22 protein-coding genes are annotated in these 19,048 nt (G+C 32.3%); 10 read left to right on the forward strand and 12 right to left on the reverse strand.

The window, feature by feature from the left end; genetic code table 11:
* Window positions 1-16: 16 nt before the first annotated feature.
* The 11 genes from ACAM30_RS02170 to ACAM30_RS02220 all read right to left on the reverse strand — a co-directional run bounded on the left by ACAM30_RS02170 (window position 17) and on the right by ACAM30_RS02220 (window position 8,746).
* On the reverse strand, window positions 17-2,167 hold the full coding sequence (locus ACAM30_RS02170; protein ID WP_369617027.1) for a peptidase domain-containing ABC transporter: 2,151 nt from the start codon (window positions 2,165-2,167) through the stop codon (window positions 17-19).
* Window position 2,168: 1 nt separating this feature from the next.
* Window positions 2,169-3,311 (reverse strand): HlyD family secretion protein, encoded by a 1,143-nt coding sequence (locus tag ACAM30_RS02175; RefSeq protein WP_369617028.1) that lies wholly within the window; start codon window positions 3,309-3,311, stop codon window positions 2,169-2,171.
* Between the two features lie 704 nt (window positions 3,312-4,015).
* Window positions 4,016-4,825 carry a lysostaphin resistance A-like protein gene (locus ACAM30_RS02180; RefSeq protein ID WP_369617029.1) on the reverse strand — a complete coding sequence of 270 codons (810 nt, stop codon included), beginning with the start codon at window positions 4,823-4,825 and terminating at the stop codon, window positions 4,016-4,018.
* Between the two features lie 42 nt (window positions 4,826-4,867).
* Window positions 4,868-5,335, reverse strand: coding sequence for a lysostaphin resistance A-like protein (locus ACAM30_RS02185; RefSeq protein WP_369617030.1), 468 nt, complete (start codon window positions 5,333-5,335; stop codon window positions 4,868-4,870).
* A gap of 84 nt (window positions 5,336-5,419) precedes the next feature.
* Entirely contained in the window at window positions 5,420-5,587 is a 168-nt protein-coding gene (locus ACAM30_RS02190; protein ID WP_369617031.1) for a hypothetical protein, read from the reverse strand.
* A gap of 23 nt (window positions 5,588-5,610) precedes the next feature.
* Window positions 5,611-5,775 (reverse strand): hypothetical protein, encoded by a 165-nt coding sequence (locus ACAM30_RS02195; protein WP_369617032.1) that lies wholly within the window; start codon window positions 5,773-5,775, stop codon window positions 5,611-5,613.
* A gap of 795 nt (window positions 5,776-6,570) precedes the next feature.
* Window positions 6,571-6,723, reverse strand: coding sequence for a hypothetical protein (locus tag ACAM30_RS02200; RefSeq protein WP_369617033.1), 153 nt, complete (start codon window positions 6,721-6,723; stop codon window positions 6,571-6,573).
* A 15-nt stretch (window positions 6,724-6,738) separates the two neighbouring features.
* Window positions 6,739-6,897: a hypothetical protein gene (locus ACAM30_RS02205; RefSeq protein WP_369617034.1), complete on the reverse strand. Its 159-nt coding sequence runs from the start codon at window positions 6,895-6,897 to the stop codon at window positions 6,739-6,741.
* A gap of 155 nt (window positions 6,898-7,052) precedes the next feature.
* On the reverse strand, window positions 7,053-8,294 hold the full coding sequence (locus ACAM30_RS02210; RefSeq protein ID WP_369617035.1) for a hypothetical protein: 1,242 nt from the start codon (window positions 8,292-8,294) through the stop codon (window positions 7,053-7,055).
* 174 nt (window positions 8,295-8,468) lie between these two features.
* Window positions 8,469-8,603, reverse strand: a complete 135-nt coding sequence (locus ACAM30_RS02215) for a hypothetical protein (RefSeq protein WP_369617036.1) — start codon at window positions 8,601-8,603, stop codon at window positions 8,469-8,471.
* Window positions 8,604-8,617: 14 nt separating this feature from the next.
* Window positions 8,618-8,746, reverse strand: coding sequence for a class IIb bacteriocin, lactobin A/cerein 7B family (locus ACAM30_RS02220; RefSeq protein WP_369617037.1), 129 nt, complete (start codon window positions 8,744-8,746; stop codon window positions 8,618-8,620).
* Between the two features lie 285 nt (window positions 8,747-9,031).
* On the opposite strand from ACAM30_RS02220, the gene ACAM30_RS02225 reads away from it, so the two are divergent.
* Window positions 9,032-9,847, forward strand: coding sequence for a helix-turn-helix domain-containing protein (locus ACAM30_RS02225; protein WP_369617038.1), 816 nt, complete (start codon window positions 9,032-9,034; stop codon window positions 9,845-9,847).
* A gap of 118 nt (window positions 9,848-9,965) precedes the next feature.
* The gene (locus ACAM30_RS02230; RefSeq protein ID WP_369617039.1) at window positions 9,966-12,314 is read left to right on the forward strand and encodes a mechanosensitive ion channel family protein; all 2,349 of its coding nucleotides are present in this window, start codon (window positions 9,966-9,968) and stop codon (window positions 12,312-12,314) included.
* Window positions 12,315-12,410: 96 nt separating this feature from the next.
* Here ACAM30_RS02230 and ACAM30_RS02235 read toward each other — a convergent pair whose 3' ends face one another.
* Window positions 12,411-13,418, reverse strand: a complete 1,008-nt coding sequence (locus ACAM30_RS02235; RefSeq protein ID WP_369617040.1) for a hypothetical protein — start codon at window positions 13,416-13,418, stop codon at window positions 12,411-12,413.
* Window positions 13,419-13,774: 356 nt separating this feature from the next.
* Here ACAM30_RS02235 and ACAM30_RS02240 point away from each other — a divergent pair, with 356 nt between their 5' ends.
* The 8 genes from ACAM30_RS02240 to ACAM30_RS02275 all read left to right on the forward strand — a co-directional run bounded on the left by ACAM30_RS02240 (window position 13,775) and on the right by ACAM30_RS02275 (window position 19,043).
* On the forward strand, window positions 13,775-13,954 hold the full coding sequence (locus tag ACAM30_RS02240) for a hypothetical protein (protein WP_369617041.1): 180 nt from the start codon (window positions 13,775-13,777) through the stop codon (window positions 13,952-13,954).
* 58 nt (window positions 13,955-14,012) lie between these two features.
* Window positions 14,013-15,716, forward strand: a complete 1,704-nt coding sequence (locus ACAM30_RS02245) for an ATP-binding protein (protein WP_369617042.1) — start codon at window positions 14,013-14,015, stop codon at window positions 15,714-15,716.
* A gap of 7 nt (window positions 15,717-15,723) precedes the next feature.
* Entirely contained in the window at window positions 15,724-16,392 is a 669-nt protein-coding gene (locus ACAM30_RS02250; protein WP_369617043.1) for a response regulator transcription factor, read from the forward strand.
* Window positions 16,393-16,550: 158 nt separating this feature from the next.
* Window positions 16,551-16,757 (forward strand): hypothetical protein, encoded by a 207-nt coding sequence (locus tag ACAM30_RS02255; protein ID WP_369617044.1) that lies wholly within the window; start codon window positions 16,551-16,553, stop codon window positions 16,755-16,757.
* A gap of 6 nt (window positions 16,758-16,763) precedes the next feature.
* Window positions 16,764-16,994, forward strand: coding sequence for a DUF4236 domain-containing protein (locus tag ACAM30_RS02260; RefSeq protein WP_369617045.1), 231 nt, complete (start codon window positions 16,764-16,766; stop codon window positions 16,992-16,994).
* A 104-nt stretch (window positions 16,995-17,098) separates the two neighbouring features.
* On the forward strand, window positions 17,099-17,362 hold the full coding sequence (locus ACAM30_RS02265; RefSeq protein ID WP_369617046.1) for an excalibur calcium-binding domain-containing protein: 264 nt from the start codon (window positions 17,099-17,101) through the stop codon (window positions 17,360-17,362).
* 13 nt (window positions 17,363-17,375) lie between these two features.
* A complete protein-coding gene (locus ACAM30_RS02270; protein ID WP_369617047.1) occupies window positions 17,376-17,771 on the forward strand; it encodes a hypothetical protein in 396 nt (131 codons plus the stop codon).
* A gap of 3 nt (window positions 17,772-17,774) precedes the next feature.
* Window positions 17,775-19,043, forward strand: coding sequence for an ABC transporter permease (locus ACAM30_RS02275; RefSeq protein WP_369617048.1), 1,269 nt, complete (start codon window positions 17,775-17,777; stop codon window positions 19,041-19,043).
* Window positions 19,044-19,048: the final 5 nt, after the last annotated feature.

Below are 19,048 nucleotides of genomic sequence, written 5' to 3' on the forward strand. Positions count from 1 at the left end.
CTAATTAAAAAACCATCTAAACCAAATTTTGTTTACTCCAAAGATTATAATATTCCAATCTCTGATCCAACAATTCGAAATGATTTCCCGATTCGACGATCGTTCCGTTTTTCATAACCAATATCGTATCTGCATTCGCAATTGTACTTAAACGGTGGGCAATCACAATGATTGTTTTTCCCTGAGTTTTAAAATTGTCAATAACCTCTTTCACCATTTTTTCAGAGGCTGTGTCTAATGATGCTGTAGCTTCATCCATCAATAAAATATCCGGATTTTTGTATAATGCTCTGGCAATGGCAATTCTTTGTTTTTGCCCGCCTGACAACATCGCACCATTTTCTCCAATCTGTGTTTCGAATCCATTGGGTAATTTCTCAACAAAATCCGTTATTCCCAATTGTTTGGACAGGTCCAAAATTCTTTGAATATTCGGAAACGAATCGCCTAAGGCAATATTCTCAATAATATTTCCGGAAAATAAATTAAGCTGTTGCGGAATAACTCCTATCACTTTACGCAAGCTTTGATAATGAACAAACTGTGAATCATATTCTCCAATATAAATCTTACCTTCTTTAACAGGATACAAATTTTGAAGCAATGAAATTAAAGTGGTTTTTCCGCTGCCGCTTTCCCCTACTATGGCCGTTGTTTGATTCTTTTTGAAAACCGCATTAAAGTTTTTAAATACCTCCAGACGGGATCCATATCTGAAAGAGACATTTTCAAATCGGATATCTCCTAAATGTTCTTTCTGCAATTCAATTTTATTTTCTGTTTCTTCTCTTTCCAAATCCATAATTTCAAAGAGCCGATCTGCCGCAATTAAAGCATTCTGAGCTGTTTTGTTCATGTTGATTAAAGAGGCAACCGGAGACGTAAAATACCCAATCAGCGCATAAAAAGAAAATAATTCTCCAGGAGTAATGGATCTGTCGATTACATAACCCGATCCAATCCACATTAAAACTACAGTAAAGGCCGAAGCTAAAAATTGTGTAGAAGTTCCTGCAAAGATTCCGTTTAAACCTGACTTGTAGGTTGTAAACAACAGTTTAACAAACTTGTTTTCTGTTTTTAAATTAGAGAAATCCTCGATTCCAAATTCTTTTACAGTCCTTACATGGGTAATACTCTCTACTAATTGTGTTTGAAGTTCGGCAGCATTCTCCATAATAGTCCTTTCCACTTTTTTGTTGAATTTATTTAAAACAAAGTAGATCACAGCATAAAACGGAATCACCAGAACAATTACCAAAGCCAGTTTCCAGTAATAGGTAAACATTAATACAAATGAGAAAACGACAATAAATAGATTGACAATCATTTCAATGGCAACTTCGTTTATAAACGAGCGAATTTTTACGGCGTCACTTATTCTTGAAGTAATTTCTCCTATTTGCATGGTGTCAAAAAAACGCTGTGGCAGATGCAGCAAATGTTTATAATACCCCAGAATTAATTTTGCGTCAATTAGCTGTCCGGTTTTCATCACAAAAATGCTTTTTTTCGATCCAATATAGGCTTGCAGCAAGATTATCACAATCATAGAAAGGCTCAATAAATTAAGCAGTTTTCTATTGCCATCTACCAAAACATAGTCCGTTATTTTTTGAATGTAAATGGACATCGCCAGTCCTAAAACGGTAAACAAAATAGCTCCAACCAGAGCCTGAAGTAAGATGGTCTTATGGGGTTGGATTAAATTCCAAAACCTTTTTAAAGGTGCTGTTTTCTCATTTACTGTTTTAAAATCGTCATTGGGAGCAAAGAGAATTAATACCCCTGACCAGATTTTCTGAAATTCTTCGAAGGTATAGTTTTCCATTTTGCCCAAACCCGGATCCATGACCGTAATTTTAGATTTTTCTACCTTATAAATTACCACATAGTGCTGTAACTGTTCTTTGATGACAACATGCGCAATTGCCGGAAGTGGAATTTTATCTAAAGCATCTAAACCGCCTTTAACTCCTTTGGCGGTAAACCCCATTTTTTCGGCACCTTCAATGATCCCCAGAATATTGGTCCCTCGTTTATCGGTATTCGCAAACTGACGTATTCTGGCTATAGGCAGATTAACTTTGAAATGACTTCCAATAGAAGACAGACAAGCAGCGCCACAATCTTTAACATCATGTTGTTTTATTTTTATTGAACTCATTCTACTTATTATTTGCTATTTGTTTTGGATTTAGCCAATTGTCTATTTTGTCAAATAACAAATCAAACAAACTTCTTCGGGTAATGATGTATCTGGCTGTCAAGGTCATTCCTTTAGAAATATTGGCCTTATAACCTGACTTAAGTTGTAAAGTCCTTGAATTTAAGGCGCATCGCACCTTAAAAAAAGCCTGATCGTTTTGCAGCGTAATATTACGATCAACATCAATCACTTTTCCTTCTAACAAACCCCATTGATTGTAGTTGAAGGCGTCTAACTGAAACTTTACTTCCTGATTTTTCCTGATAAGACCAATATCATTGGGAGAAACATTGCACTCAACAATAAGATGATCTGCCGACGAAATGGCTGCAATAGACTGTGAAGCATTTATAAAGGAGCCTTTTTGAATACCTGAATAATTTTCTATAGTTCCGGAAACTGGAGCTAAAACGACATAATTGTTTGATTCCGCATTTATCTTAGCGACTGCTCCATTGAGGTTCTTTAAACGATCTACTAAATCTCTCTTTTGATTTTCCCAGGTTAATTTTTGCTGACTAATGAAACTTTGCAATGCCTGTTTCGACAGACGTAATTCATATTCAAGTTTTTCAAAATCGGCTCTGGCAATAATTTCTTTATCGTATAAAATTTTATTGCGGTTATAATTGATTTGTGCCTGCGAGATTTTACTTTGCAATTCATTCTTTCCGGACTGAAATTTCAAAAGATCCTCTCGTGCCGCAGTAGTCAATAAATAACTGGTTTTATTCTGTAAGAGGTCCGAAACATCTCTGAGCAAAGCTGAAACGGATTTTGATAAGGTATCCTGAGTCCTTTTATCACTCTCCAGATTTTCTTTGGCAATTTTTAAAATTGTGTCCCCTTTTTGTACAACTGCATTATTCTTTAAATCGATCCAATTCACCCGGCCGCTCACCATTGTTGCAACAGGAACATTCTCCGTTTTACTGCGAACAATACCACGACTCTGACTGCTGATATCGAGTTTAATAACCGGTAAAAGCGCTAAAAAAACTATGAAAAATAAAAGGATAACAAAATAAATTGAAAAACTTTTTGTTTTATTTTTAGCAATTAGATTTTCAAGGGTGTTTATTGGATCTGAACTGAAGTTCATGAGATATCGATGTATTACATACAGATTGTTCTGTAAAAATTAGTCTAAAAAAGTAAGCTGTAGATTTTCAAAAAGGCAATAGACATCCCCTTCCTCTTTTTTCAGAAAAAAGAAGTCTTTTGACATTTATAAAAAATAGGGGGAAAAAATTTAAAGTACAGAAAAACCTCAGCGATAAATTTTCACTCTAAAACTGAAAGTAGTTTTATCTTGTTGATTTATCTGCCAATGATACGATGATCTGAAATGAAAAATGATCAAAGTTCTGGTCTAAGGTTTATAAGTTTATTTTAGAATATACCCCGCAACATATCCAATGAAATAGATCGCTATTCCAATCGAAATGACGATATTAATACGTTTTAATAATTTTAGATCGAGGTTCATAAGGCATAATTAGTTTAATAAATAATATAGTGCCTCTCCACATACCATCCCTGCAAAGTAGAATACAACCGGAAAGATTATTAGTGCATAAATTAAGTACGTTATTTCGTTGTCTTTTTTATTCAAAAAAGGCTCATTTGTTATATATAGGTTTCATATTTCTATTTTTCATATTTAAAATAAATGTTTAAAAAATTCTTCAATACTATTCCATTTGTAAAAAATACATAGAAGAAAAATGAAAAGAATTAACTTTTTAGCCACAATCTTAAACTCTTTCTTTTGAATATTTTTAAATTTATCTCTCATACTTTTTATTATAAAAACTCTTTTCCATTCACTTCAGAAATCTCGTTAGTTTTTAACTGGTATATAAAGAAACCAGATATTAAAAAAACTATAGTCGTTACAATAGATCCTTCAAATCCAAATTCCCCTCCGCTTAAAAAGTCAGGCTTCTCAGGATAGTATTGCAAGAGACTAATGGTTTTAATACCACTTATATTACTACCCAATATACAACCAATTGCGAAGTTCCAAAAAGCGTGGATAAAGCTACAGAAGAAGATTGAATTACTCTTTAAATATATCAAACTAAAAAAAACTCCTGCTACCACAATATTGATTAAACCTGTAATATTAACATTAGGGTTAAACAAATGAAAGAAACTGAAAAATACCGAAACTAATATTATGTTCTTAACTGAAACTTCTTTTACCAGTATTTTATAAGGAATATATCTGAATAGAATCTCCTCTAATAGTGCCGAAAGAAATATCAAAATAAAATAACCAACAATTTCAATGTCCCAATTTATTTCATTTTCTACTTTAATCCATTTAAATAAAATTAGAGAAAAATATACAATGAATGGCGTCAAACAGCTAAATAGAGCTAACCAATAGTTACAACTTTTACCAAAAAAATTATTTTTAAAATCGTCATACCATTTTTGCGTTTTAAATAAATATACCGTATAAATCAATTGAGGAAAAAACGTAGCGATCCACATTTTATAACTAAAACTATTTGTCTTAAAATCCTCAAAAGCAATGAATATAAAAGGTATCGATATAAAAGATACAATTAAAAAGGCACGAATATAGAAGTTTATTATTTTTTTCATTTTTTATCAAAATAGCATTATCATGTTGTGATTTGTTACTAGTTAAGGAAAGTAAACATTCATGATAAATATTATACCATTATAAATAGTATGTGCAATTAATGTTAGTAAGAATGCGTTTTTTACACTTCTGCCCTTTACATACAAAATGGCTAATAACATCCCAGCAACAAAGGCAAATAAAAAATAAAAAACATTATAGAGATGCGTTGAGGCAAAAACCAAAGCAGATAGTAAACAACAATACTTGAGTGCCATTTTTCCACTTTTGCAAATTTCAATAACTGCGTATTGAAATAAAACAGTTTCTAGAAGCGGACCTACAATAACAAATAAAACTAGTTTTTCATTAATAGTGTAATTTTCATTAAACCCTCTCCCTAAATCACTATTAAAAAGCTTTGCAATAACGTAAAAAATATAACTATTTAAAAAGTTCAAAATAATTACAATTAATGCAAGTTGCCATTGGTGAAGATTCTTAATAGTTTCTTTTATTTTTAATATCATATATTATTTTATTCAATAAAGAGGCTGTTTTGTATAGCAGCCTCTTTAGATTTTATAAAAAATCGTTTTTTAAGCTATTATTGTCTACCATCTTTGGGCAACTTGCGGCTCAATATCTCGTAAGGAACGATAGAAAGAACCGGCTGCGTAGCCAATTCCATAGGCAACATCTCCCCAAAATCCTCCCGCATCTATTGATACCATTTCACTAAAAGTCAATTCGTTTAAGTTCAAATTATTTAAATTTTCCATTTTCTTTATTTTTTTATTATTTACTAATGACTGGCTGCTTCCCAACCTTCTCTAAATCCTTTTTTAATTTCATCCCAATGATCAATAACTTGACCTAGAACCCATTTCCCCCAACCATTACTGCCGGCTTCAATTGAAAGGAGTTCTTGAGTATTAAGCTCTTCTAATCTTAATTTTTTTAAATCCATAGTTCTCTATTTTAAATTGATTAATACTTATGCGGTTTATTTTTTTACCGCGATCATCAAGTTCTTTTTTAGATTCATTAAATCTTGAATCATTGTTTTGTAATGGCCACTTACATTTAAGAAAATAATCTAATTCCTGCAGTGACGTCTTACTGTAAAAATCATTTCTATTTTTCTTACTTTCAAAACTAGACAAACACATTAACACTTACAAAAATTGAATATCGAAATTCCTGAATTTCGATATCAAAATCAAAAACACCATACAACCAAAAACACAAATAATTCAAAGTCAACACATTAAACAGTGTGATCCATTTTAAGTTTTATTGAGTTTCGTTTCAGCCTTTTAGCAATAAACTATACTTTTGTAAGAAACCAAATAATTATGATTTCTTATACTTCTTAAGCACTAGATTAAATTAATTATTTCATATTTTATTAAATTATCTACTCCCTATCTAGTTGCTTTCAAGCAAATCAAGTTCGAGCTAAAAAGTTCATTCTTTCCTTATTTTAAAATATATCATTGCAAATATTAGTATTTGTATAATCTCATAAATTCTATAAATCCAAACATTTACAACAAAACCAGAGAAATTATATACTAACTTTGGTTCTACTATAGATTTTATCAAATGAATAACTGCCATTGTCAAAAATAAGAGTAACAATATTTTAATTATTTTCGCTTTCAATTTTAAGTTTTATTAACTATTAAATCATTTTAACATATTAAGAGTTGTTTTATTTTCTAAAAAAACAAAACAACTCTATTTCTAAGATAATCTATAATTAAAGTGCAAAAATCGCAACAACACCAAATAAAGTAGAACACTGTTTAACTGTTGTAGCCAATGCCCTTCCCATTCGATATCCCCATTCTTCAGAAGACCCACCTTCAATATTCAGCAATTCAAATTCATTTAATTCAATCAACTTTTCCATAATTATTTAATTTAGTTAAAGATTATCTAAAAATCCATTAATAAATCCCTTAGCAAAACTTAAAGCTTCTCTACCAGCCCATATTGTACCACCTGTAAACGGCAAAACTCCTCCTTCTACTAACTGTACTTCTTGAGCATTAAGCTCTACTAAATTCAATTTTTCTAAATCCATAATTTTAAAATTTAAGCGGTTAATTAATAATTTAAACAAAATCATCTTCCCTAGAATTATTTTGTAAGAACAGACTTACTATACTTATATCTAATAACATTGGAGGGAAGTACTAATTTTTCGAATAACTCCAGGAATATTGAAGTCAATATTTTCTAACTTTTATTTTTCATAGATATAATAATCCCTAAATAGATCTGAAAATCGTTAGATAAAGAAGGCGCTTCAGGAAGAAATCCATTTGTTTTATAGGACATTCCTAAATTAAAATATGCTGATGGTTTTGTATCATTTTCTCCTTTAGAGAATCTCATCGCTAATTCAGATTTTACACCTAATCCGACTTCTTTTTCTTTTGTTCTAAATTCTAAATTTCTTGGTTGCTCCCAAAAATCTATCGACGAATTCAATAAAAATTTATCATCTAAGAAAGAATAATTATGCAAACCAATACCACCTGCTAGAAAAGTATAACTTTTGTTGAAGTACTGTCTGAAATAAGGATTAAGTTTATATTTATCGCTGATCTTTAAGTACGCGTTTTGTTCTATAAAATCGCCGAAAGGCGCCAAAGAATAACTAACCGAAAAATTTCCGGTGACAATATCTGAAATCCTATAATTTCTGCTCTTCCAAAGATTTGGATTTAAAAAATTAACTAATGACATATAACCTATTCTTCTGGCATATGATTTCTCCTCTTTGGTTAAATCCTCTCTTTGCGTATAACGATAAAATTCCATAGAAAGTCTGTGCAAATGCCGGATCATTCCATATACATCATGTCCAACAATATCACGATCAAGTTCATTACTGTCAACTTCTTTAATTTTTGTTTTTGAATCAAAGAAACTGGTTAAATAATAAAATTGAGTAGCCAATTTTCTTATTACATAGTCTGGATAAAGAACTTTATAATCTTCTTCATTAAAACTAAAGTAACTATCAGATTTTCTCAAATAAGCATAATCCGACTCCAATCCGGCTGTATGAAGCCTAATGTAATTGGGAAAGGAGTTATTCCTTAAATTGATAAGCGTTTCATTAGTTACTCCTGTTACTTTAGCCACTAAATTTTTATCCATAAAAGGTTTACTAATACTTCCTATACCAAGTTCAGAAAGTACAGACTGATGGCCTGCTTCATGGGTAATTGCCTGTCCGATTAAAGATGTAAAGATCAATAACCCTCCTGTATATAATTTTTCTTCTTTTTTTGTATTCTGTGAATTATTTATTTGACCACCTATAAAACGAATAGAATTTAGCATTAAATCATTGCTTTGATCCATCGTAAATAAATAAGACTTTCCTTCATATAAATTATAATTATAGTACTTTGATTGAGCACTATTTATAAAAGGCACCACTAGAAAAACAATAAGTATATGTTTCATAAATTATTAAAATATTCTTTTTCTATAAAAATGACTACCACTATTTGAGTTAGATCCAAAAAATATTAAAAATTAAATTCAAATAGTAAATAGTCATTTCTTTAATTAAATATTATTGACTAGACTCTTATTACGATGATAAACCGTATAAAAGCAAAAAAGTTTCTTTTAACATTAATCCAAAAGATCAAGAAGGAAACGTGTTCCCAAGGCTGCTAAAAAAACTAACCCCCATATAAAACCTCCAGAGATTTCCGTTTGTTCTTGGAGAGGCATTTCTGTAACCCCAATTTTGTCTAAGTCTATCATAATCTTTATTTTTTTTAAGTTGTTAACATATACGCAATTGCCCCTATAAGAACTCCTACAAGAATTTCTAGAAGAAACCCTCCTTCAATATCTTCCATTTCTTGAGCATTAAGCTCCACTAACCCTAAATTTTCTAAATTCATGACATTATGATTTAAAATGTTAATTATTATACGGTTTATTTTTCCGCGTCCTTTTTTTTTAGATTCATTACTTTTCGAATCTATGGTGTAGTAATGGTCATTTACATTTAAGAATACAATCTAATTCTTGCAGTGACGTCTTACTGTAAAAATCATCTCTATTTTCTTACTTTCAAAACTAGACAAACACATTAATACTTACAAAAATTGAATATCGAAATTCCTGAATTTCGATATCAAAATCAAAAATATTATACAAAATAAAATACAAACAAATCATTATCAATGCTTTACGAAATTCAAATCGTATTAAGTTTTATTGAGTTTCGTTTCAGCCTTTTAGCAATAAACTATACTTTTGTAAGAAACCAAATAGTTATGATTTCTTATACGCACTACAATCACGAATTTTTACTACTCTTTACAATACCCCTCTACGCACAAAATCTAAAAAAAGACCTTACCTATATCACTCCTTATTTAGTTCTAGAAAAAGAGAATGTGATACAATCACTCACTAATGATCAAACCAAATCCTATTGGAGTATTGGGTTATTATTTCTATTGGTAATTATTGCACTAAGTTTTGGGATCTATCAGTATTTAATCAAAAAGAGACAGTCCTCTCAATTTGAAAAAATAATGGATAAATCATCAAATAATGAAATACAAACCGTTGAAATAAATAAACAGGAAACCAAAACAACTAAACCTGGAATAGAAGGTATTGGTATTAATGAAGAATTAGTTGAACAAATATTAGAAAAACTAACTCATTTTGAACTAACAAAGGGATATTTAGGATCAAACATTACCGTTCAGTCCCTATCTTATACTTTTGAAACTAATAGTAAATATATTTCCAAAGTAGTTAATAGCTATAAAGAAAAAACATTTGTTCAATATATTAATGATCTAAGAATCGAACATGCTTTAGAATCTTTAGAAAAAGATCCTAAATTACAGAAATATACTATTCGAGCGTTGGCTATTGAGTTCGGCTTTAATAACGCTGAATCATTTTCTACCGCTTTTTATAAAAAATCAGGTATTAAGCCTGTTAACTTTATCAAACAATTGGAAAAAACTACTAATAGTTAAATGCATAAAATGACCAATCCTTATTTTATAAAAATTACTCTAACCAAATTTTATTACATCCGACATCGCAAATACTCTAAAAAAAATTACATTTGAAGCTTAATTTATGCCTCAAATTATGATTCGCAACAGAAATCTTATCAGTGTACTTGCTTTACTGGCTGTCTTTTTTTATATCCCAACTGCCTATTCGCAAACTACTCCTCCAAAAACAGAAACCAAATCAAAACTATTTGAAGAAACCACGACAGATAGTGATTATCTGATGGCTATTGAAAAAGCGGGAGAAGTTTTGGAATCTGCTCATAACGATACTGAATTTGATGGAAACAGTCATCGGTTATTTAGCGAAATTAAAGGAACGCAAAGCAAACTCGATCTTATTCTGGCCAGTTTGAAAGGGGCAAACCCAAACGTACGCAATCAACAAATGTATCGTATTGTACTTAAAGAAATTGAGCAGGAACTTGACGAACAAAATACAGCCATAAACTCACGAAATCTGGCACTTGAAAAAATCAAAAGCAGAGTAATTGATTTGCGTAAGGACAAAACTTTGATGGGGCTTTTGAAAGACACCATTCGCCGAAAGCAATTTAAAAGTGAGTTTGCGAATCTGAAAAGAAGATATCTGAGTACCGACAGTCTGATGACCAAAAATCAAAGTATTTTAAACCATAATAAACGTCTGACAGTTGAAAGAAAAATAGCCGTATCAAATGCCTTAATTACTGTAGAAAGCAAACTGGAAAAATCCGGAATCCGTATGCTTAAAAAAGAATACCCGGTTTTATGGAGTACAAACGATTCTGTAGCAAAAAAGATTGTAGGTAAAAACATTAAAGCCAAAATAATTATTGAAGAAAACGTTGCAGAGTATTACTTAAGTTACCGAGCGGGCGGTTTAATTACACTGGTTTTACTGATGGGATTATTGGGCTGGTATATTTCCCGCAATTTAAAATACCTCAACAGTAATGCACATGCCGAAAACCTGAATCAGTTTAATTTTAAATACTTAAATCGCGGAGTTGTGGTTCCGGTCGCTGTCATTGGTCTTAACATTGCTGTCGTAAGCAATTTATATGCTCCTGCTCTGTTTATCGAGTCAATTCAATTGGTTCTTCTGGGACTTTTAACTGTACTTTTCAAAAACAAATGGTCAGCAATCGCGATGCGAAACTGGTTGTTTCTGGTAGTGCTATTTTTTGTGTTATGTTTTCTGGACTTATTTATTCCGGTTGGCTTTTTACAGCGCAGTGCCTTTATTATAATTAATATTTTAGGAATACGATACGGTTTAGTACAAATTAAAACGTTAAAAGAACAGCTTTATATCAAAGGCTTTTTTAAATGGGCCACCATCATTTTTATTGGTTTAAATGTTTTATCCATTATCGATAATCTTTTGGGGAGAGTTTCTCTTGCCAATATGTTAAGCCTAACCGCTTTTATATCGCTGACACAGATCGTAGCACTAAGCGTACTCTTAAAAATCGTATTAGAGATCATTCTTTTACAAATTTATACCACCCGAATTAAGCGTGGTATCGAAAAGATTTTTGACCACGAAAGTTTGTCCGATACACTAAAAAGACCTTTCATTATTGTAATCAGCTATATGTGGATCGTGGTCATCGCGGCCAATTTAAACATTTGGGAATCCTTGCGTACCGGTTTGGGTTCTTTACTAAGCCATCCAAATACAATTGGAAGTGTCACTTTTACTTTAGGGAATATAGTGTTGTTCTTTATTATTATCTGGGTTGCACACTTGTTACAAAACTATGTAGCCTACTTTTTTGGAGAAATTGACGATGAGAACGAAGAAACCATCAATAAAAGACAGCATTCTAAATTACTCATCACAAGACTTGTGGTTTTAATAAGCGGTTATCTTTTGGCTGTCGCTGCTTCGGGAATGCCATTAGACAAACTAAGTATTTTACTGGGAGCATTGGGTGTCGGTGTTGGTCTTGGACTTCAGAATGTCGTTAATAATTTCGTTTCGGGCATTATCCTGATTTTTGATAAACCCATTCAGGTTGGAGATGTCATCGACATCAGTTCTGAATCTGGCCGCGTAAAATCAATGGGATTGCGTACCACCAAAATCAATGCGCCAAACGGTGCCGAAATCATTATCCCGAATGGTAATCTACTCTCGCAAAACATTACCAACTGGACGTATACTGATAATTTTAAACTGGTAGAAATTACCGCTGAGGTTACAGCTGATGTACTGCCCGAAAAAATCAATTCTATTATTCTAGAGTCACTTGAAGGTATGGCATTGGTCAATACTACAAAAGTTCCTCAGATTTATTACAGTTCTATCTCAGATGGAAAATTCAAATTGCAAATAAAATTCTGGTGCAGCATTTACCGTACTGAAGAAACGATCAGCAATGCGAGACAGGTTCTTTTCAGTAATTTTAAAGAGAAAGGTTTAACGCTGTCAACCTAAAGATCATTCGACTTTCAAATTCAAAAGGAATAAAAAAACGGAAATGACTTTTTAAAGTTATTTCCGTTTTTGTTTTTAATCTTCCGGTGAAGCATTTCACTTATTTACATACTTGTTCAAAATATAACGTGTTACAGGCCGCAACGGACTATTAGTCTCCGGATGTCTGCCGTGTGCATCAAAAAACTCAACTCCATTTGCCGTCTTGGCATACCATATAATCGCTACTCCGTTTTTATCAAAATAAGTCGTCGTATCGCAAACCTTAATCTTTTTAAGATTTACAAGCGTTGGATCTAGTATTTCAATATTAGCAGACTTCGCATACCCTTGTATTTTCAAATCACAATCTACCATTTCATAGTGATCTCCTGACCACTGCATGCATTCCTTATCTTGAAAAGCGAAATAAGTAATTAAACCTAATAAACACAAAACAGCAACGATACCTATAGCAGTCCTTGGTATTCTAACCCCAAGTTTTGAAACAGAATTTCGATTTTTTTCCGCATTTACATTAACAAATGAATTAATTGATGGCTTTATTATTTCAATACCATTTACTTCTTCCTTTCCGCTTATCTTTTCTTTTTCCTTTCTATCCAGAAATTTCCCCAGAATTCCAGAGTCCGTACTTAGTTCCTTTTGTGAATTCAATACTTCTATTTTTTCTTCCTCTTCAATCTGGCCTTCCTCTTCAATTGGATCTCCCTCTTCAATTAGATCATCTTCTTTAAATAACGCATGCATTCTAAATTTAATAAAAGGTCTTTCCCTAAAATCGACCAAAATTGCAGCCATATTTACGGCATCCACATTTGCAGGATCGGTTTCTCCTTTAAAAAAAGTTTCAATGGGTCTGAATTTATCAATTTGCTTATCAAAGCTGTTCTTTTTGTTCACATCAAAAGCCAGTCCTAACAAAGAACTAAAAACGGTTAAATCATCCTGATTTCTGTTTTGTTGCTGAAATAATTCCCAACATAAACTGCGAAGTTTGGCTCTGGTAGGGTTTTCCAAAAAAACAGCATGTTCGCCTTTTTTTTCTGTCTCATATTTCTTTTTAACCGCTTTTTTATAATCTTCAAAAGTATTGTTTGGCATGATATCTTAGGGTTTTTAAGGATTTCTAAATTGGAATTTCAAGGACTTTTACGGAATTATAAGGACTTTAAAAAATACATCGGAATTCCCGGAATTCCTTGTCAATACAGGCTTACAAGCGTCGTTACTTTGCCTCAGAAATTAGTTCCTGTTCGATTTCGCGATTAGAACAAATGTACAAAACTAGTTCAGTTAAAAAAGTGCGGAAAACCGTAAAACGGAGTTTATCCCGGGAAGTATAAATGAAAATTTTACGGCCTACGCACTTCACTTCCCACCAAAATTGGCATCGCCATAACAAGATTCAGAAGAGTTCTGAACGGGCATGCCGCATATAATTTTTAAATCTAAAAACCATGAAAAATTTATATTTGATGGGAGCAATTGTGCTTCTTAGTGCCTCTTTATATTCTTGCACCGCTGACGAATACGATACTGCAAAAACGAATGATAAACCTGCAATACCTGCATATGCTGACGGACCTGGTGACTTACCAATAGTGGTACCGCCGCCACCGCCGCCACCGGCAAAATAATGACAAATTAAAATATCTAATTTACAATTAATTAGTATTTTCGGGGAAAGTAACTTTTATGGTACGATCCCCTTTTTTTTGTTTTATATTTTTCCTCTTTCTTCTTTCCTGTCAAGAGAAAAACATCAATGCTGTTGATACCTCATCCATCAGAAAAGAAGCCATAGATTATCTTAATAAAGGAATGGTTAGTTTTCAAAACAAAAACTTTAATACGGCATTCTATCAATTTAACAAAGCAAAAATTGCCTCCGAAGCTTTAAAAGATAGTGCCAATGTCGTATACAACCTTATTCAAATGGCTTATATACAACAAATTAATGGAGATTATTATGGAAGCAAAGAAACGCTGACCGAAGCTTTACCCTATATTAAAAAGAAAGATGTCTACAGTGCTTCTATTAACAACTTTTTCGGAATTGCAGATAAAGAGCTTTCGCTTTATAATGATGCTATTTTTTATTATCAGGCGGCCTTAAAAGATTGTACGGATGATAGCTGCAAACAGTCTCCTTTAAATAATATTGCAGTCGTTTATATTCAACAGAAAAAATACGATAAAGCGATCCAAATTTTAGAGCCTTTACTCCAAAATGAAACACTGGGCAAAGATCTTGTCAAAAAAGCCGGTATTCTGGATAATCTTGGTTTTGCCTATTTTAAAAAAGGAATGACTGAAAAAGGAATTTTGTTTGTAAATGAAGCATTTGAACTTAGAAAACAAAATAATGATCTCTACAGGAGTATTGAAAGTAATTTACATCTGGCCGAAATCTACGCTAAAACGGCACCCGAAAAATCAAATCAGCATGCTCAGGCAGCATATCAGCTCGCTACACATTTCAATAGTGTTGATGAACGTTTAAGGGCTTTATCCTTTTTGATCTCCAATAATTCAGGAATTAAAAACACACAATATGCCCAAAAGTTCATTTTCTTAAACGACAGTATCATAAAAATTCGGAACAACTTTAAGAATAAGTTTGCCAAAATTAAATACGACTCTAAAAAAGAAAAAGATGAAAATCAGAAACTACGCTTAGAAAAAGCCGAAAACTTACTGTCGCTCCAGGAAGCCAAATACCAACGTTTGTTTTTTATGCTTGGAATGATCGTTCTATTGCTTTCCTTATTGTATTTGAGAAAGTTTTATCAAAACAGAAATCGAATCGGAAAAATAACAGCGGCATACGATACCGAAACCCGAATTGCCAAAGACATTCACGATGAGTTGGCAAATGATGTTTTTAATACTATCACTTTTACGCAAACACAACCTTTGGAAAGTGCCAATGTAAAAGAAAATCTAATCCAAAAATTAGATCAGATCTACAATAGAGTACGCGGAATTTCGAGGGAAAATAATGAAATTGATACTAAAGTAAATTACGCTGTTAACTTAAAAGAAATGCTTTCCACCTATAACAGCCCCAGTACCAATGTCATTATTAATAATATTGAAAAAATAAACTGGGATTTGGTTGACGATATCAAAAAGGTTGCTGTGCATAGGGTTTTGCAGGAATTAATGGTCAATATGAAAAAGCACAGCGAGGCATCAGTAGTCGTTTTGAAATTTGAAAATAATAACAACAAAATACTTATTGAATACTCTGACAATGGTAAAGGCTGCGAAAAAGACAAAATAATTAAAAATGGACTTCAAAATATGGAAAACCGTATTCTGGCCACAAAAGGAACTATTACTTTTGACACTGAGCCACATAAAGGTTTTAAAGTAAAAATAACATTGACTAAATAAATAACTTATGTTTAAAAAAGTACTAGTTGCCGAAGATCTTGATACTATGAATTTAGGAATTGAACAAGTCCTGAAGGATTTAAATATCAATCATTTTCAACAATCAAAATATTGTGATGAAGCCTTTCTCAAAATACGGAGAGCAATTCAGGATGATGAGCCTTATGACTTGTTAATTAGTGATCTTTCTTTCAAGACAGATCATCGCGAAGTAAAAATTGCTAACGGAGATGAACTCGTTCAAAAAGTACGTGAATTACAACCCAATATTAAAATCATTGCTTATTCGGTCGAAGATAAAAGTTACCGCATCAAATCACTTTTTGAAGATGCCAAAGTAGACGCTTTTGTATTAAAAGGTCTCAACAGCATCCAGGAATTGAAAAAAGCGATACACCTTATTTTTACTTCAGATCAAAAGTTTATTTCGCCTGAGGTTGCTTCTGCACTTCAGGAAAAAAATAATTTCGAAATCGATGATTTAGACATACTCATTCTAAAACATTTATCGCTCGGAACTCTTCAGGATGATATCATAGAAACGTTTAAAGAAATGGGGGTGAAACCTAACAGTAAAAGTGCTATCGAAAAAAGAATTTCGAAACTGAAAGATTTTTTCAAAGCCAATAACACAATTCATTTGGTTACCATCACCAAAGACATGGGAATCATTTAAAAACACTTGATTCCTAACCTTTTAAAAGCTCCTTCGGGGGCTTTTTTTATTGCCTGAAGATAAATTTTACGGATTATGGATTTCCGTAAAATACTGTTTTTGATTGGTTTTACTTTTGAAATATTAAACATTAGTACTCATTAAAAACCTTTAAAATCATGAAAAATTATTACGTTAACAACACCGCTCAGTCAAACGGAGATCATGAAGTTCACACAGCTGATTGCCGTTATTTTAAAAGTATTGTCAGTAAAAAATACTTAGGCCAATTTTCTTCCTGCAAACCTGCTGTAGAAGAAGCAAAAAAAACATATTCAAAATCCAATGGCTGTAAAACGTGTGCTGAAGAGTGCCACCAAAGCTAACGAACCATGGGCTTTCGATTTCAAAAAAGGATAAAACTTGGAGGAGGTTTAGGTTTAAACCTCAGCAAATCCGGAATTTCTCCAAGTTTAAAAACAAAAATGGGAACCTTTAGCAGAAACGGTTATTCTGTGAAGACCGGAATATCAGGACTACGATATCAAAATAGCGGATGCATTACCCTAATTGCATTTACAGGAATTATATCATTTTTAATTTTTACCATAAAACATTTATAATCATGGGGTACAGAAAAGGCTACTTTAAAAAAGACGGCACATATGTCCAGGCACATTTCACCAATACAAGATCAAAATCTTACTCAAAAAAGAATAAAGGATGTATGTTAATATTACTTATGTCAATGACATTTGGATTAGCTGCCTCCTGTTCAGAATCATCGGAATCATCGGAATCATCAGAGCCATTGGAATCATCGAATTTACCAGGTACAACCGGAAATTCCTCAAACTCAAACTGTCCTACTAAAACTTGTGCTGATTTTGAAACTTGGGCACAAGCTCAGGCTGCTTATGAAAGCAACAGAAACTGTTACAAAAACCTCGATAGGGACGGCAATGGTAAAGCTTGCGAATCTTTAAAATAAACAACGATAAACAATGATAACATTAGAACTTAAAAGCCACTTTTTGAGATTGTATCAAATGGCATTATCCGACGATCAGTTTAACGTATTAGAACTGCAAATGTTATATCACTTCGCAGACGAACGCGGAATTCCCAGAGAGGAATTGGACAAACTTTTCTTAAATCCAATCAGTACAGAATTAATTGTTCCTGAAGAAGTAAACACAAGAATAGAATATCTGTATGATTTTACAAGAATCATTTGGGCTGATGGAAAAATTACTGAAGACGAGCTCAATATGCTCAAAAAATATTGCCGAAAATTTAATTTTCAGGATGAAAACATTAACGAACTCTCCGATTATCTCATTGATTGTGTACAAAAAAACATCGGAAAACAAGAAATTATTAATCAGCTAAATTCCTAACTAATGAAATCACTTACACAACTATTTAGTTTAAAAAAAGCAGACGATACTCAAACGAATACTCTTGAGGAAAATGAAAATGATCGCGAGCAAATTAGAATAACGTATTATCAAAGCGGGTTTGCGGCCTCAATAAAAGCAACGGGGAAACCAATTGTTCTCAAAGCCTGTTTACAAAATTTGTATATGAGTTTTGAAGACCAGTGCCGAAAACAAAAACTGGAGCAAGACCGATTAAAGCAGCCGTACAAAGAAGAACAGGAAAAAAACAGAACCGAACTAAAAAAGTCGGAAGCGGCCATTGGCATTTATGAAAAAAAAGAACAGGATATCAATGATGAAATCGATCAGATAAAAGAGGAAATAATCGAAGTAAAACGCAACCCGGATAAATACGGAATTGAAGATGGAAAAGGCCTTAAAGCCCAATTCTATATTGGTTTGTTTCTATTACTTCCAATTACACTTTATGTACTCGTATTCTATATTTCGGCATCCTACTCAGCTTTTTTCAAAGAGTTTTCAAATGATAGTCTCACAGCTGCTATTTTTGATGCAAACGCTTTAACCAATTCTTTTGAAGCAAGCTGGCTCGAAGGTGTTTTGGTCATTACTATTCCCTTTGTTTTTATGGGATTAGGATATGTAATTCATATGATACAAAAAGGAAAAGGGATAAAAAACATCTTAAGAATGATCGCTTTATTTGTCACCACCTTTTTATTTGATGCCTTATTGGCCTATCAGATTGAGAAGAAAATATATGAATTTAATAAAACTACAGATTCCGCTCCTTACAACCTGAACATTGCATTAGGTGAAGCAGAATTCTGGATGATCATCTTTGCCGGATTTGTGGTATACATCATTTGGGGCCTTGTTTTTGATTTTGTCATGAAAGAATTTGAAAACATTGATAAAATCAGAGCTTTCATCAGAGGTAAAAAAGAGAACCTTCTCGATTTAGACAAACTTAAAACTGAATATCTGAACAAAATCAATGATTTCAGACAACAGATCGTTACCATTAACGGAAAAATTTCAGAGTTACAATCTAAAATAGATGGTTTTGTATTTCCAGTAAAAGAATATCTTCATTATCATCATCAATACAAAGAAGGATGGTTTCAGGCTATTAGTACTGAAATAGCACTTCCCTACAACGAAAAAAGTGAGTTATTACAGAACTGTGAACTTTCCTCTGAAGAACACTTAAACAGATTAAACTTAGTTGATCCTGATTTTCAACAATTAGTCTATTCTAAAAACTAATAACG

The sequence above is a fragment of the Flavobacterium sp. CFS9 genome (assembly GCF_041154745.1).
Taxonomy (GTDB): Bacteria; Bacteroidota; Bacteroidia; order Flavobacteriales; family Flavobacteriaceae; genus Flavobacterium.